This window comes from Ruegeria sp. BF6 (assembly GCF_056538665.1).
This window is the reverse complement of sequence record NZ_JBQFTN010000002.1, coordinates 290181-305372: the sequence shown is the minus strand read 5'-3', so window position 1 is coordinate 305372 and position 15192 is coordinate 290181. Positions and strand designations below refer to the sequence as shown.

Sequence of the window (15192 nt, the reverse complement as noted above, 5' to 3'; positions counted from 1 at the left end):
GCTTTGCTGAAAAACACTGGTGAGGGGACGATGACCCCGTAGATTGTGCAGGGTCGAGCTTCAGATTTCTGCAATGACAACAGCATCGCCTCCTCCGTTTGCGCGGGGGCGAAGCGAGTGCAAGTCTTTCGACGGCTAAGGCCGCTTGAAACATTGTCATCTCCCTCTGGGACACCCCGCCCAGGTTCATTCATTGTCGGATGGCAGGTCTCCTGACTTGCGGGTCAACGCTATCCCGATCCTTCCCAGGCGAATGCCCAGTGGACGATCTCGGGTCGCTCACCGCCTACAGTTGCGGGGGCAGTCACGGATTTGGCCTCTTTAGCAGGGACCGCACCGTATTCCCTTTTATCCCGGATCGCACAAAGCGGCCGGGAACCATCGCAGGCACCAAACACGAATCAAGTTGATTCTCCAAGCGCTCAATTTGGCGTTGGAAGCAAAAAGGAGTTGGGGGCTGCACAACATTGGACAAATCTCTGTCGCTCCGATTTGACGCCTCAGTCTAAGATCGATCACATTGCAGCCGTTCTAATTGCGACTGCGGCAGACGACTTTCCTAAGGTACCGGAACAGTCGCAGTGAAAAAATTAATGGGCGGCACCTTTGAAAGAGTGAACCGGAACCGTTCTCAAGCAAGCAGCTTTGATGCCTTGGATGGCCTAAAGCTGCCGTCAACCGCACTGCTTGAATTGACGCGTGATCAACTGCTGCGGCTCAGCCTTCCCAATAGCGCACAAAATAGAACACAGCTAATCGACAACTTGCGGGCGAGCGGAACTAAGTTCACTCCTGAGAATGTGGTGGCCATCCAGAAACTAACCGACGGTCGGACAGTTCGGTTGGAGACAGTTAACGGCGCTGCGGAATCGCGACACATTAACCGACATGCTGATGAGTTTTCTCAGAAGGGTGTTTCCCAAGACCAAATCCCGATGCAGTATTCTCCGCACTTCAACTAGAAAAAATTGTCGGTTATCAGGGTTCTGGAACTGGTCGTCCGATCTACGCCCGACACCACATCCTGCACCAAAGCCAGATCCGTGATCGAACGGGCAAGCGGGCCGCAATGGTTGTAACGGTCGAAATTTGCGGGAGGACCGTCGGGGTTGCGCCCGTGCGGTGGCTTGAACCCCACAATCCCACAACAGCTGGCCGGGATACGGATCGACCGGCCGATATCCGTTCCGGTTGCAATTGGTGCGAAACCCGCCGCCAGCCCTGACCCTGATCCGCCCGACGATCCTCCGGTTCCATAGTCAGGATTGAACGGGTTGACTGTATTGCCCCAGATCCGACTGCGACACACGCCCGAAATGCAGAACTCTGGCACCGATGTACGAGCCAGAATGATCGCGCCAGCATCCTGCAAGCGTTCGACCATCGGGTCCGACATCTCGTCAGGCGCGACATCTATGTGCAGAAGGGACCCATGCGTCGTGCGTTTGCCTTTTACACGCTGGGCATCTTTGACCAGCACCGGGATGCCCAGAAACGCTCCGCTGGCCGAACCATCCGCATAGGCCGCGTCGGCAACAAGTGCCTGCTGCCGCGCCTTATCGAAATAGTTATGTCGGTCAGGGCATTGATCACCGGATTGACCTGCTCTATCCGGGAAATCAATACCTGAAGCAGATCACTGGGTTTCAGGAGGCCCGCGCGAAACGCAGCAAGCGCTTGGGTCGCTGTCATCTAACACAGATCGAGGTCAACGTTTGGTTTGGGCGCTGCGTTATCCATGCTGCTTACCTTGTTTTCAGGCGGCGGCGTCCAGTTTCACACCAAGGCGTGCTTGGATCTGCTGGCTGAATCCTTGCGTGATGCGGTCGGCGATCATGGCTATGATCGCCATGCCAATCCCCGCGGTCATGCCAACCCCGAAATCACCGTCCCCAAGGCCGATATAAATCTGCTGTCCCAGATCGTCGGTGCCCACCAGCGCGGTGATCACCAACATCGAAATGCCGAACATGATCGTCTGGTTCAGCCCCAGCATGATCGACGGCACGGCCAGCGGCAGTTTTACCTGCCACAACAATTGGCGGGGTGTTGTCCCGATGGCCGTCGCAGCCTCGATCACGTCATGGGGCAGATTGCGCAGACCGTGTTCGGTATAGCGGATCGCGGGGACGATCGCATAGACGATGATGGCCAGCAGTGCGGTGAATTCACCGATTTTGAACACCATCACAAAGGGGATGAGGATCACGAACAGCGGCATCGTCTGCAAGGTGTCGATCACCGGCCGAACAATGCGCGATATGGTGTCATTCTCGGACGCCCAGATGCCGATGGCGCTGCCGAACAGGAAAGACAGCAACACACCTACTCCGCAAAGGTAGAGGGAGACGACCGAAGGCTCCCATATTCCGGTCAGCAACAGGAATGCGACCCCGGCCAGCGCCCAAAGCGCAAGGTTCGTTCCCCCCGCCTGCCAGGCCAATGCGATGATGATCGCGCAAAGCGCAACCCATGCCAGACCGGACAGTCCCGAATACAGAACCAAGGCAAACAGGATCACCCAAAGAGCCTGCAGCAACCGCCCCTTGAAGGCCATATATCCCGTTACCGCTGCAACGATCAGTGCGTAGCCAACAGTTACAGCCGGGGTCATTGCGAAGCCCCAGGTAAAGGGGCTGACAGCCTTAACCAGGCCGATTTTGATCGGCAGCATCAGGTAGAACAGCGCCGCCCGCTTGATTGCCTCAAGTACTGTCCGGAACTCGACGAAGACCCACTCCAGACCTGCATTCATCGCCGGGGCCGGGTTCAGGACCCATGCCTCGGGCCAGTCCTTGAGCGGTGAAAAGACCAAAGCCAGCAGCCAAGCCGCGCCAAATAGAACGGCGCAGGTTATCCAGCCTGTCGCTTTGCGTTGCGTCGAATTAGACTGTACCGCAAATCCCCATGTAATCCGGTCCAGCACCATCGCCATAAGCGCGATCACGATCCCCGCCAGCAGACTTTCTCCGAACTGCGCCTTGCGCATGGTCGACAGCACTTCCCAGCCGATATCGTTGGTGCCGCCGATGATCGAGGCGATGATGACCATCGACAGTGACGCCATTGTCGTCTGGTTCACACCCAGCAGGATTTGCCGCTGCGCGGTCGGTACCCGCACGCGCCAGAACAGTTGCGATGGGGTGGCGCCGCTCATGAGGCCGGACTCGATGACCTCATCCGGGACACCGCGCAGGCCGACGATGGTGTTGCGCACCATCGGCGGGAAGGCAAACAGGATCGAGGCGACCAGACCGACAGTTGTGCCAAAGCCGAACAGCAGCAGGATTGGTAGCAAGTAGGCAAAAGCGGGCACAGTCTGCATCAGGTCGAGGATCGGCATGATGATCCGATAGGCCCGCTCTGACATGAACCCCCATGTTCCCAGCGCAAAACCCAAGGCAACCGCCATTGGAATCGACACAACCACAAGCGCGAAGGAGTTCATCGATTGAGTCCAGAACCCAAACGTCACCATGTAAAGCAAGCTGGCAGCTGTGAAGATCGCCAGTCCCTTGCCCCCGGCCCGCAAGGCCAGAAAGACCCACAGAACGAACCAGGCCGCCCATGGCACCGCGTGCAGCACCGTCTTGGCCAGCAGGATCGGCCAGTCCAGCAGCCAGGATATGCCTTTGAAGAACCACCCGAATGTCACGACGAACCACCGCATCGCGGTATTCATCGGATCAGTAACTGGCAGGACCAGCGCATCGGGATAGGTCACCAGCGGCCCGAGATTCTTGGCAAACACAACGCAAACTGCCACCAGAACCGTGACCGCAAGCCAGACCACCAGCGATCTGTTCGAAGCTGTATCCATGACGTCAGTCCTTGACCGCAGAGGCGTCCGAGACACCGCTGGCCAAAGCGGCGATTACGTTCTGACTGGTCATGTGCACCAGCGCATTGTCGTCCCGGCGCACCGCGACGCCCGTGTCATGTGAGGCCAGATAGGGCAGCAGATCGGCCACGTTGGTCGAGGCCGGAACCTCTTTGATCCCAGCGGGCGGGCTGTCGTCCGAAGCGACATCGCCTGCGGTCAGGATAAGCTCCCAAGGGACGTCATTGGTGAATTCGCGCACATAGTCATCAACCGGGTTCAGGATCAGATCAACCGGGCGGCCGATCTGAACAACCGCACCGTCCTTCATGATCGCCATCCGGTCGGCGATGCGCAGTGCCTCAAGGAAATCGTGGGTGATGAAGACAATGGATTTGTGCAGTTCCTGCTGCAGCCGCAGGAATTCGTCCTGCATCTGGCGCCGGATCAGCGGGTCAAGCGCGCTGAAGGGTTCATCGAGGAACCAGACCTCGGGTTCCACGGCCAGCGACCGCGCAATGCCGACACGCTGCTGCTGACCGCCCGAAAGTTGGCTGGGGAAACTGGCTTCCCGGCCTTCCAGACCGACAAGCGAGATCACCCGCTCGGCGCGTTCCAGACGCTCTTTGTCGTCCAGACCCTGCAATTTCAGCGGAAACGCCACGTTTTCCAGAACATTCAGATGCGGCATCAGGCCAAAGCTCTGGAACACCATCCCCATCTTGTGCCGACGAATGTCGATCAGCTCTTTCGAGGACGCTTTCAGCAAGTCCTCTCCATCCAGCAGGATCTCTCCGGCGGTGGGTTCGACCAAGCGAGACAGGCACCGCACGATCGTGGACTTGCCCGAGCCTGACAGGCCCATAATCACGAAAATTTCGCCCGGCATGACGTCAAAGCTGACATCGGTCGAGGCGACGATGCCACCTCCCTCGCGAATGCGTTGCGCCAGCGCCGTGGCCTCATCGGGCCCCTGCCCGGCGACGTCGACGTTGCTGAGATGCTGATCCGCCCCCTTGCCGTAGAGCTTCCAGACATGTTTGCAGGACAGTTTCGGGGTGGTGGTCGGGGAAGATGTGGTCATTTCGGCAGCCTTGAATAAGGTGGAGCACGCAAAAACATGCTCCACCGGAGTCAGTGGTGTTTATTGCTTTGCGGCTTCAACCCAAGGCTGCCAGACGTCTTGGTTTGCGCCCATCCATTCGGCCACGACCTCTTTCACTTCGCGCCCGTTCTGGTCCACTTCCAGGATAAGAGCGTTCTGCACGTCGTTGGTCATACTCATCAGCTCGACCATTTTCATCGCATCCGGATAGCTCGAAGCGAAATCCTTGGCGACAATCTTGTCGACGGTCGCCTGCTGGAAGCCACAGGCCTCACCGCGTTTCTGGCTGGTCTCGTCACAAGTTCCGTGCGGCGTGTCCCATTCGACCCATTCAACCTCGGTATCCGCAAACACCCAATGCGGCTGCCACATCATCATCAGGATCGGTTGCTCTGCAGCCACGGCACTTTTAAGCTCGGCCAGCATCGCGCCTTCCGAGCCACCGGGCACCGGTTTGAACGGCAGGTCAATCAGTTCGACCAGATCGGCCGAACGGGTCCCCCAGTCCGCCGGATAGGTGATCAAACGGCCATCAGGGAAGGTGTCTGCGGCGGCAAAGGCCTGCGCGCAGTCATAGAGCGCCTCATAAGCAGGCAAACCCGGGCAGAGATCAGCCATGTACGGGGGATAAATCCAGCCTTCCTGTGGCTCGAGCCCCAGTCCGCCGACAACGATAATGTCCCCGGCCTCAACGGCCTTGGGGTAGATATCGCCCACGTTGTTGGTCCACAGCTCGGGCTGATAATGCAGGCTGCCTTCGGCAATTGCGGCCAGCTGCGGCACGGCACCTGCGGTGACGTATTCGACCTCGTGGCCCAATTCTTCAAACAGCGCGCCCGCGAAATGGGCGGAGATATGTTGGCCGGTCCATTCGTTGACCGCGATCTTGATCGGATCGGCCAGCGCCGCACCCTGCATCAACATGAGCGTCGCGGAAGCCAGCAAAGCAGGCCTCAGTTTGTGTGAAAATTTCATGGTTAAACCTCCGTTGGTGCGTCGGCCGTTTTCGGCCTTTTGTGTCCGTTTCAAAAAACAGTACAGTTGCAGGTATTTTGATGCATCAGACTGTTTTTTGTCAACAGTGTTTGTTTTTTGCCTTCTCGAATGGTACTTTCGTGTCCAATACGCTGAGCATGAAAGCGATCCTAACATGAGAAAGCAGTCCATCAAGAACATGCGTCGCAAGCAATTGACCGAGGCGGCCTTTGAAGTTCTCAAAGTTCATGGAATCTCCGGGACAACCTTCGACAAGGTCGCCAAAGAGGCCGGGTTATCCAAAGGTGTCGTGCAGCATTACTTTCCAGGTAAAGAAGCACTGTTCGAGGCTGTTTTGCGTGAATCCAACGCTGAAGCCCGCCGTTGTGTGACCGCGTTATTCGCGCATAGCGACACACCGGCGGAACGGCTATACGCAATCATTTACGGCAATTTTGCCCCGACGCTCTTTCAACACGAAATCTGCAATGCCTGGATTTTCCTGTGCGCGGAGGTGCCGCAAAACGCCAAATATTTACGCATCCAGAATGTCATCCATTCGCGCATGCACAGCAACCTGATGAGCGTATTGCGCGGTATGGTTGAGCCTGCATTGGCAGAACAGGTCGCCTTTAACCTGACAACGCTAATCGACGGGATCTGGATGCGGGCCGCGTTACAGGCTCGACCGATGTCTTCGACCGAAGCACTGTCTCATATGGAGTTTGCACTGAACCGGTTGTTCCGCGACACAGCAGTCGACTCCGCAGATCTGCAACCAGCGCGTGAAAAGATCGCGCAGATCAGCGATATCCTGTTCAAAGTTTGAGGCAAGACAACAAAAGGTTGCGGCATTTGCGCCGGTGACATTGACTCGATTTGGGCTGGTATCCGACACAGTTTGACGCTGTTTTTCGCGTAGACCTCGACCAGTATAATTCGGAGACAGGAATTACCTGAAGAGTCATTTGAAACCCTGTTAGGGCGTCTTGATGCCGCGCCCGGAAACGGGACGCTTCGGTTGGCTGTGATGCGACGTGCGATGGCGTTAAATCTGGACAGCCGTGCCTTGGAACTGGCTTTCTGCATTCAGCCTGAAGATGTGAAGGCTGCCGATGACCGAACCTTGGTTTCACAGGTCTTTGCGGGCGCTGGACTGACCAAGGACGCCGAATTTTGGAGTCAGACAAGCGTTGCCGAGCATTTTCCATGGACCCGAGGAACAAGATCCACCTCAGGAACAAGAATCCGATGAGGCAGACGGCAATGCCGTCAGCCTGCAGGTGATTGACGGGCAACCCGCGGCCGAATCCGAAGAGGATAACAAGCAAATCTCTTTCGCTGACGTCGGCGGGCTAGAATATATAAAACGCGACACAGAGAGGCGCATCATTGCGCCCTTTAAGCAGTCAGGGCTGCTGTTGCGGCTCAGGAAAATATCCGGCGGGGGCGTCCTGATGTGTGGTCCGCCGGGATGCGGCAAAACCATCATCGCACGGGCAGCTGCCGGGGAATGAGCCGCGCGATTTCAGGCCGTTGCGATCTCGGACATTCGTGACCCTTATAGGGGCGTGGTTGAACAACGTTTGACCTCTATCTTCGAGCAGGCGCGCAACAACACTCCGACCATCCAGTTCTTCGACAAGATCGATGCGCTGGGATCGAAACGACCCGGACACAGCTCGACCTATGTTTCGCAGATGTCAGTCGTTTTCTGGCCCAAAGGGATGGCGTCAGCCAGCGGAATGACGGTGTTTTGGTGCTGGCCGCAACTAACCCTAGTCGAAGGATTCTGCATTTCTGCGCCCGGGGCGGTTCGATCGGCTGTTCTTTGTGCCGCCGCCGGATGCCCGGGCGCGGGAGGCGATCCTGCGGCTGGAACTTACCGGTCGCCCGGCCGAAGCCAATATCCGCTTTCACAGGACCACTGCCGCCACAAGCTAATATTCCGGTGCGGATCTGGCACAGATCATCGAAACCGCAACTGATCTGGCGATTGATGCGACCTTGTCTCAGGGATGCGAAGTACCGATTAGCATGAAGATGCTAGCAGCTGCAGACGATCAAGCCGGCCCCTCCACAATCGACTGGCTGACGACAGCCCGCCACCATGCAACCTATGGCAATGAAAGCGGGCGTTATAATGATGTTCTGGCCTTTCTCAAATCAAACGGGCGCAGATGATGCAGTTGGACATTGCGGATAACACGCTTGCCGAAGCAAGCCCCAACGAAATAACGGCACCTTTCGTGGTCTGGATTGTCAGCTTTATGGCGGGCCCGGTTTTGGCTGTATTGTAACGCAGGTTCTCTGGGCTACCGCGACCGGAAACAACAGGGCCGCGTGCTGCTGGCCTCAGCCCTGTTCTGCGCCCCAGTGCTGATGCTGATCGATTTCATCAAGGACAGTTTCGAAATGGGCAGCACTGAACGTCTGGGTAATCAGGTTCTGCTGAACGTGGTTCTGGTGGTCGCAGTCATTGCGTCCGGGTACTGTTTTCAAGTCCAGCGACAACTCTATCCCCTGAATCAGATGACAACAGGACGGACACACCTGCGACTGCCCTTTGCCGTTCTGTTCCTCATCGGGTCCTGGTTTGTCACCGCCGTTTTGCTTGCCATCGTTCCACCTTTGGGCGAGGCGACGGGTGGCCTGGCTTGTTTTATAAACTGATCATGATGCGCTCCGACAGAGACTTTCCGCTGGCCATCGCCGCCTCTCCACGGGGCGACTAAACCAACGCGCTCGGGCATTTTCGCAACGCGTTGAAGCATGAACTGGAATGCCACGTTATCCACGCGCATCTTGCGGTCTGCCTGTTTGGTCTGTGCAAGTAATTCGCTGCGTCCCGCGCACTGGACACGGCCTTGCCTCTGGACCCGGCTCTACCCATGACGCATGTGCTTCGATCCATGCTGGATACGGTTTTTGACGATACAAAATCAGCGGCAGTGTCCCTGGACGAAGCCCTGCGTCAGGATGCCGGGTCAGCAGAACAGCACGCCAATGCGGCGCTCAGAATCGCGCCGAACAACAGCCCGAACCATATCGCCATCGGTTGGGCGTTCTGGGTCCGGAACGACTTTGACAAAGCGCAGAAGGCCGCCCTCAGCGCACTGGCCCTCTCGCCCAACAGTCAGGATGCGCATGCCTTGTTGGCCGCGATCGAGATGCACCGCAAACCTCTGACCGGCTGGTTTCACCGAGTGGGGTACATTGCTGATAACAAAAATTTCAAGACGGCCACACTGTATCTCCTCCCGGCACAGTTCCTGTACATGTCCGCCAGCGACATCCCGGATTACTTTGGCCACGGGGGGATCTCGGATGGGAAGCTCAGGTTTGTGATGGTCGGTGCAGTTCTTCTGCTGGTGAGCAATCAGATGTATTTCAGAAAAGCCGCGAAACACCACAAGGCTGCGACTCTCAGAAAGGACTATTGAACCTTTTCTGCAGCAGTTCCAATGAGGTATGGCGCTCCGCTAGGTGGCGTTCCTCGATTAATCCCAAAACAGTTTTGGAAGATTGGAGCGCAAAAACGCTCCAAGTACCTTCGACCAGGGATGTAAGTGATCAGGCGACTCGAATGATGATCGCTCGGGCCTGAAAACCGGTGTTGTCGCACCCAAGCAACTGGGCTTGCACGGGCCTTTGGCCTGCAAAATAACTACTTTATGATTTGAAACTTGAACTTCTTCGGGATTGAAGGCTAATTGCTACCGTACGATTTTTTGTTTCAAGAGTAACGCATGGCGACCACTTTTACCGTCTTCTCCCTCGGAACCCTGCCAATCTGGGACACCGTTGAGGGTAACACATCCCTTTCGACCACCAATGTGAATGCGGCCCTTGGCACTTATGGCTCTGTTGGTGATCCGCTTTATGACAGCAGGCAGACGTTTGCCGAGGCGGGCAACGGTTTCAGCGGTGGGGATGCAAACACCTATGATCTGGACAACAACGTCTCGAACGACCAGTTCAGCATCGACGGAGGATCGCCTCAAACCTTTGATGCCTCGATGATATTTAATGCGGTCATCACGTACAATGACGGCACCACCGCAAATATCTCGGCTGTCGTTTTCCAGGATACAAACGGCAATACGTACTGGTCACCGGAATTCGAGGAAAACACTGATCAGGACGCGATCGAGGAACATGCGATCGTGTCAATTCAGCTAGTGTCACCGGTTTATTCAAACGGATTCAACGCCGGGTACTCAATGTTCGGGGAACGGGTCGTTTCCGATCCATTGTGTTTTGCAAAAAGCGCAATGATCGCCTGCCCGGATGGGCCGCGACCGATTGAAGACCTGCGGGCTGGAGATCTGGTGCTGACCATGGATAACGGCGCGCAACCGATACGCTGGATTGGTCGTCGAACCATGGCGGCCATCGGAAAATTCGCGCCAATCAAAATTCGCGCAGGCTTTCTGGGCGCCAAGGAGACGCTGGAAGTCAGTCCGCAGCATCGCATCCTGCTGCAAGGTGCCGAGGTCGAATTGAATTTCGCATGCCCGCAGGTTTTCGCCGCTGCCGCTCATCTGATCGACGGTGACGGAGTGTCTGTACGGAAAGGTGGGGAAGTTGAGTACTTCCATCTGCTCTTTGATGAGCACCAGATCGTCTGGGCCAATGGCGTCGCGTCGGAAAGCCTGCTATTGGGAAAAACAGGCATGGCCGCACTGAACGAAGAGAGCGTCGCAGAAGTCCAGACTTTGTTTCCCGAACTCGATGTGAAAATCGGGCCAAGCTTTGAAGCCGCCCGTCCGGTTCTGAAATCATTTGAGGCGTCGTTGCTGGTGTCGCGGCCTTGGACAAAAAACTCAGGCACTTACATCAAGGCCGCCTAAGGTGCTGCGGTGGCCCAGCTTTTGGTCCTGCCTGTTATGCTACCACTCTGGCCAAACTGTTGAAACAGGCTGTCCCCAGCAACGAGCAACTGCCCGGGCGACAAACCTACAGGTTTTCAGAGCACCTAGCTCGGCCGCACTGCGACAAGAACGACGTCAAGCTCATCTTCCAGGGCTTGCAACTTTTTCAGGTCATCTTTCGGCAGATTGGCCGTATCGGCCTCGATAGCGGCAAGCGCGACAACCGGGCGTCCAATCTCCTGTTCCAGCGCCCGAACAGCGTTGAGCTTGTCGGCCTCAAGCGTTGCAAGTGGATAAAGCATGGCAATCTCCTGTCTACTGATGGCTTGGAGTATAGTCGACTTTTTCGGTTTTGGAGCATTGTTTAGTAGCGCGCGCCAGATCTAAGGTTAGCGGGTAGGGAAACGGGATACCGCATCACTTGCCGGTAAACTCGAAAATCGTCGTGACACGCACGAGACAACAGCGCGCCTTCCAAGGCATTGTGCAAACGCTTGGAATGCTGAAACAGGGCGAATTGAATAAGGTGTTACCGCGCCCCCATTGCAGAAAACGAGACACCTTAGCCTGAAATTCGCGTCGCATGGTCCTTCGGAAGGTCTCAGAGGTTCGCGCCTGAATCGAAGGCCGGACTGAAGATTAGGCGGCCAATTTGATGCCGAATGACAAGTCAGAAGCCAATAACAACAGTATCAGAATGTACAATGATATCGTGGTGCGGGTGGAGGGACTTGAACCCCCACGCCTTGCGGCGCCAGAACCTAAATTTTGCGCGGATCGTTAGAAAGCAATCACTTAGCCTTTTTATTTCCCAAGACATAGCGGGAACAAAGGCAGAAACCGGGAAACAGTGAAAAGGAACAGCCAGTATGGAATTTGAGTTTAGAGACGTGAGAGAGTATCGCGTTTATTGCCTTGCCCTAAATAGCATCTTTCAGGGGGCCGAAGAGGGATCGATTGCATTAGCGGCAACAAACGAAACCTCACTTCGGGAGTTCTACGAGGGTGAATTGCTACCTGAGACGGAAACGATTGATGGGTACACCTTTTCCTTCAGGGAAGGCCCTCTCAGGGTGAGAAATCCTTTAACAGAATGGCACCACATTAACGATGAGCCGTGTGGATTCAATCAAGGCTGGTTTGCTGATTGGTCCTTGGACCCGCACCAAGCGCCCCCTGGTTGCCATCGTGTCGATTTCTAAGGTTGCGTCCCTACCCCTCCACCCCCTCTGACTGCCGGTAAGGGTTCACGTCCTTGTAGAACGACAGGCTGCGCTGGAACTGGTCAGAGGGTCCACGCCTACCGCACTTGCTGCACTTGGCGCGGAATGGCGTCACTGTCTTGTGGGCTTCGATAGCCTTTTCATTCCGGGTCATGCCGGTGTGGCCGCAGGGGCATGTGAGGTATAGGACGAGCATTCATAACTCATACACCCTTAAACGCAGAAAAGAACACCCGACCATTTAGGCCGGGATTTTGTCGATTTCATGAACGGTGCTACCCTACGCCTATTAGTTGATTCTTTTGGGGGTAACGATGCGCATTTTTCTTGCGGCGATAGCCTGTTTATTCGCAACCAGTGCGGGGGCGTTGACGGTCACTTTCGATCACAATCCAACCGGAGAAACAGCCGGGGGTGACACCCTTGTGGGTGAAAGCCAGGGATTTCACTATCTCTATGACTTAGATTACCTGAGTGGGAGGCATATTGCCCTGCACGACGATAGCGGAATCCTAGAGACCGCCATCTACGCCCAAAACGGCGCGCATTTCACTCCGCACGATATCGACTTAGTCGGATACTCGCGCGTTGAAATGACCGGGGATGGCGCGGCCAGAGAATTTGACGGATCACCAGAAGTCAATCAGTGGGCAATGTCAGGAACCCCGCCGATCCCGTATCTGACTTTCACCGGACTCAGAGACGGTCACGAGGTAGCAAGCCAAGTCTGGGATATATTGGGGGCGAGCAACATGGCATTTTCCAGTGCGTTCGCAAACATCGACCGCCTGTTGATCAGCCTGAGTATTCCTCAAACCTTTGTGATTGGTGTAGAACCGAGTGATATCCTTCAACCGAATACGGCTTGGTGTTTCTTCTGGTGCGCGGAATACCAAATGGACAATCTTGAGGTGACGTTGAATCCGTCGCCGGTTCCGCTTCCCGCGTCATTGCCGATGTTCTTAATAGGTCTCGCGGGGCTGGGGTTTGTAGCCAGAAGTCGGGTTAAGAAACACTGATACTGAGCGTTATGGCTCGGCCAATGTCCTTTATTGTTGGCGTTCCGCCGCTGTTCGGCAGTTGCTCAGACGGGTCATATTGATCAATGAAGTATTGAGCCGCAGCGTTGTTGTTATTTGCCGGATGAATGCCGTCTTCGATAACTCGTTTGTAGGTCTGGGTCGCGCCCAGAGGGTTGACGTGATCCCAATGTGTCCGGGCTCCCACCTTTGGGCGTAGGTCATAAAAGCTGCTCAGCGCAGACTGCGTGTTTTCAAAATAAGTGTGATACCCATCAAACGCCCTTGAGTCATCCCATCCGAAACCGCTAGGCGTCCCGTCAGGATATCCGATGTCTATTCTCTCTCCATTTGTGCCCGAGCTTCCACCGGACCCAGAGACCCCGATGGTTGCTTGCAGGTTGCGGTCATAGGAAACGTTAGATGACGTGCCAGAGTTTTCATCGCTTATGATGGGGGCACTACCCAGATTCCAGGGGCTGTCCTCAATCCGCAAGAGTGTGTTGTTTATGATGGAAGCAGTAGACCACCCGGTAGTTGCATCATCGTCAGATTCAATTCCCTGCCCGGCATTGGTGATGACAATGTTACCATCATAGACGGTATTGGTTTCGTTAGCGTTCCCAAAGAATGCCTGTCTTTGTGGGGTGGATGCCGTGGTGCCAACGATTCCGACGTTTCCGACATAGTTAGCATCGACAATCGCTACGTTTGTTTTGGACTGAACCCAATCCGTGTGCGTACCAGACAAAGCAACTTCGGTGCGCGAAAACCAGTTGTATTCGAAATCCATTCGCGTGACGGCACCCATCGTAACGTCATCCTGATAGGGCTCATGGAAGACATTTCCCCGAATAGTCAAATCAGTACATCCGCCAAGATTGTGAATATTCTTGTTGAACCACTTGATTGCATTGTCCAAAATCTGAATGTCAGAACATCCACTGCGGATGTAAATTCCATACAGCACACTAACTGCCGGACTCGAACCTTTCACCTCACAATCTCGGACAGTGATATTGGATGAGTTCTCCATGTCCACGCCGTTGCAATTAATGTATGCGACGGTGACGTTCGACGAGTCATCAATCGACACCCCGCCCCATCGCTCCGCGTAGACACCGGGAGATGAGGGGACTGGACCACGAACCGTTACCTCATTGGTGAACGTGTAGTTATCCAGATTCAGCCCGCCGCTTTCTCCTGGTCCGGTAAGTTCAATTACCTTAGCCGAAGTCGGCCCCTCTGACTCCCATGTCGCAAGTTGGGCATACAAAGCTGTCGTGTTGGCCGCTGTTGCGTCTGCTGCCGGTTCGGTTTTTGCCATTACGAAGCCCTCAGCGCGAAGTGTGCCACCCATTCAGAGTCAGTGGACAGGCCGGTGAATGCGTCAGGATCAACCGCGCCCGCCGTTGCTACGGTCGCGCTAGCCACAGAAATCGTAGAGCCAAGGCTGTCGGAGGATTGACCCGAGTCTGCCTGAGCAAAGTCAGTGTAGCCGCTAGGCGCTGCGCCGGTGCCCGCCGCGTCATCGTCATCTAGGAAGTGTGCGATAATGGACAAGGCATCGTTTGTGTTCGTCGTAATGGAGGGCGGGTTAGCACCGGTCGCTGTGCCAACTGCCACCCCGTCCAATGGGGTTGTGGTGTCAACGCCCCTCCAAATCTCAAGCATGTAGGGGCTGATCCTGCCAGCGCCATCAACCAGCACTGAGGTGTCAGGTGTCGCCCCCATGACCTTAGTTTGAAAGCCCCCAGCGGGTGCCGTGCTGGCCCAACTGTCTTGCGTATTGGCCCACCCCGCCGACTGGACCGGGGGATTGCTTGACCACGCACTGTCATTCGCCATGTACAGAATGACAAAGTCATTTTCTTGAGCTGTTCCTGGAATTGTAATGGAGTGGCTGCTTGCCGATGCCGGAACTGTGCCTGTGGTTCTGGATACCAGAGAGATGCCAGACGCCGCCGCGCTCACGCTTGCCGCGCCCACCTCTGTATCACTTTCCACCCCTGTACCCGCAAGTTGTGAAACAACAGCGGAGGCCACATCAGAGCGAATGCAACGGTAAGTGTCGCTTGCAATGCCCTTACCGGCGAGGTCTTCACCCTCGATTACGCTGATTTCAGGAAGTGCGGCCCATGCCGCCGCGTCAATTACTTTTACGTTAGGCATGAAC

The 15192-nt window shown here is 55.7% G+C and carries 13 protein-coding genes, 1 pseudogene and 1 riboswitch; of the genes and pseudogenes, 7 read left to right on the top strand and 7 right to left on the bottom strand.

The features are described from left to right. Positions 1-185: 185 nt before the first annotated feature. A riboswitch (cobalamin riboswitch) is annotated at positions 186-398 on the bottom strand. A gap of 183 nt (positions 399-581) precedes the next feature. Next, a complete protein-coding gene (locus tag ACR0IM_RS09565; RefSeq protein WP_480681697.1) occupies positions 582-962 on the top strand; it encodes a hypothetical protein in 381 nt (126 codons plus the stop codon). Here ACR0IM_RS09565 and ACR0IM_RS09560 read toward each other — a convergent pair. The 4 genes from ACR0IM_RS09560 to ACR0IM_RS09545 form a co-directional block, all read right to left on the bottom strand. After that, entirely contained in the window at positions 959-1624 is a 666-nt protein-coding gene (locus tag ACR0IM_RS09560; RefSeq protein WP_480681811.1) for an amidase family protein, read from the bottom strand. The two genes, ACR0IM_RS09565 and ACR0IM_RS09560, sit on opposite strands and share 4 nt — an antisense overlap. A gap of 132 nt (positions 1625-1756) precedes the next feature. After that, complete coding sequence (locus tag ACR0IM_RS09555) at positions 1757-3820, bottom strand: ABC transporter permease (RefSeq protein ID WP_480681696.1); 2064 nt, start codon at positions 3818-3820, stop codon at positions 1757-1759. A 4-nt stretch (positions 3821-3824) separates the two neighbouring features. Then, a complete protein-coding gene (locus tag ACR0IM_RS09550; protein WP_480641604.1) occupies positions 3825-4904 on the bottom strand; it encodes a quaternary amine ABC transporter ATP-binding protein in 1080 nt (359 codons plus the stop codon). A gap of 60 nt (positions 4905-4964) precedes the next feature. Continuing rightward, the gene (locus ACR0IM_RS09545) at positions 4965-5870 is read right to left on the bottom strand and encodes an ABC transporter substrate-binding protein (protein WP_480681695.1); all 906 of its coding nucleotides are present in this window, start codon (positions 5868-5870) and stop codon (positions 4965-4967) included. Here ACR0IM_RS09545 and betI point away from each other — a divergent pair. The 5 genes and pseudogenes from betI to ACR0IM_RS09520 all read left to right on the top strand — a co-directional run bounded on the left by betI (position 5848) and on the right by ACR0IM_RS09520 (position 10753). Then, positions 5848-6729, top strand: a complete 882-nt coding sequence (betI, locus tag ACR0IM_RS09540) for a transcriptional regulator BetI (protein ID WP_480681694.1) — start codon at positions 5848-5850, stop codon at positions 6727-6729. The two genes, ACR0IM_RS09545 and betI, sit on opposite strands and share 23 nt — an antisense overlap. A 628-nt stretch (positions 6730-7357) precedes the next feature. Continuing rightward, positions 7358-7888, top strand: a pseudogene (locus ACR0IM_RS09535) (AAA family ATPase). Between the two features lie 355 nt (positions 7889-8243). Beyond that, positions 8244-8573 (top strand): hypothetical protein, encoded by a 330-nt coding sequence (locus tag ACR0IM_RS09530; protein WP_480681693.1) that lies wholly within the window; start codon positions 8244-8246, stop codon positions 8571-8573. Positions 8574-8791: 218 nt separating this feature from the next. Continuing rightward, entirely contained in the window at positions 8792-9343 is a 552-nt protein-coding gene (locus ACR0IM_RS09525) for a hypothetical protein (protein WP_480681692.1), read from the top strand. A gap of 306 nt (positions 9344-9649) precedes the next feature. Further along, entirely contained in the window at positions 9650-10753 is a 1104-nt protein-coding gene (locus ACR0IM_RS09520) for a Hint domain-containing protein (protein ID WP_480681691.1), read from the top strand. Between the two features lie 125 nt (positions 10754-10878). Here the strand turns inward: ACR0IM_RS09520 and ACR0IM_RS09515 are convergent, their stop codons facing one another. Next, positions 10879-11076: a hypothetical protein gene (locus ACR0IM_RS09515; protein ID WP_480591248.1), complete on the bottom strand. Its 198-nt coding sequence runs from the start codon at positions 11074-11076 to the stop codon at positions 10879-10881. A gap of 1235 nt (positions 11077-12311) precedes the next feature. On the opposite strand from ACR0IM_RS09515, the gene ACR0IM_RS09510 reads away from it, so the two are divergent. After that, a complete protein-coding gene (locus tag ACR0IM_RS09510; RefSeq protein WP_480681690.1) occupies positions 12312-13016 on the top strand; it encodes a VPLPA-CTERM sorting domain-containing protein in 705 nt (234 codons plus the stop codon). Here ACR0IM_RS09510 and ACR0IM_RS09505 read toward each other — a convergent pair. Further along, positions 13003-14343, bottom strand: coding sequence for a right-handed parallel beta-helix repeat-containing protein (locus tag ACR0IM_RS09505; protein ID WP_480681688.1), 1341 nt, complete (start codon positions 14341-14343; stop codon positions 13003-13005). The genes ACR0IM_RS09510 and ACR0IM_RS09505 overlap by 14 nt on opposite strands. Further along, positions 14343-15188, bottom strand: coding sequence for a hypothetical protein (locus ACR0IM_RS09500; protein ID WP_480681687.1), 846 nt, complete (start codon positions 15186-15188; stop codon positions 14343-14345). The genes ACR0IM_RS09505 and ACR0IM_RS09500 overlap by 1 nt, the downstream gene beginning before the upstream one ends. Positions 15189-15192: the final 4 nt, after the last annotated feature.

Coding starts and splice junctions, on each gene's coding strand:
- ACR0IM_RS09505 (WP_480681688.1), bottom strand. CDS start 14,343: ATGGCAAAAACCGAACCGGCAGCAGACGCAACAGCGGCCAACACGACA.
- ACR0IM_RS09515 (WP_480591248.1), bottom strand. CDS start 11,076: ATGCTTTATCCACTTGCAACGCTTGAGGCCGACAAGCTCAACGCTGTT.
- ACR0IM_RS09510 (WP_480681690.1), top strand. CDS start 12,312: ATGCGCATTTTTCTTGCGGCGATAGCCTGTTTATTCGCAACCAGTGCG.
- ACR0IM_RS09550 (WP_480641604.1), bottom strand. CDS start 4,904: ATGACCACATCTTCCCCGACCACCACCCCGAAACTGTCCTGCAAACAT.
- ACR0IM_RS09520 (WP_480681691.1), top strand. CDS start 9,650: ATGGCGACCACTTTTACCGTCTTCTCCCTCGGAACCCTGCCAATCTGG.
- betI (WP_480681694.1), top strand. CDS start 5,848: ATGAGCGTCGCGGAAGCCAGCAAAGCAGGCCTCAGTTTGTGTGAAAAT.
- ACR0IM_RS09525 (WP_480681692.1), top strand. CDS start 8,792: ATGACGCATGTGCTTCGATCCATGCTGGATACGGTTTTTGACGATACA.
- ACR0IM_RS09555 (WP_480681696.1), bottom strand. CDS start 3,820: ATGGATACAGCTTCGAACAGATCGCTGGTGGTCTGGCTTGCGGTCACG.
- ACR0IM_RS09500 (WP_480681687.1), bottom strand. CDS start 15,188: ATGCCTAACGTAAAAGTAATTGACGCGGCGGCATGGGCCGCACTTCCT.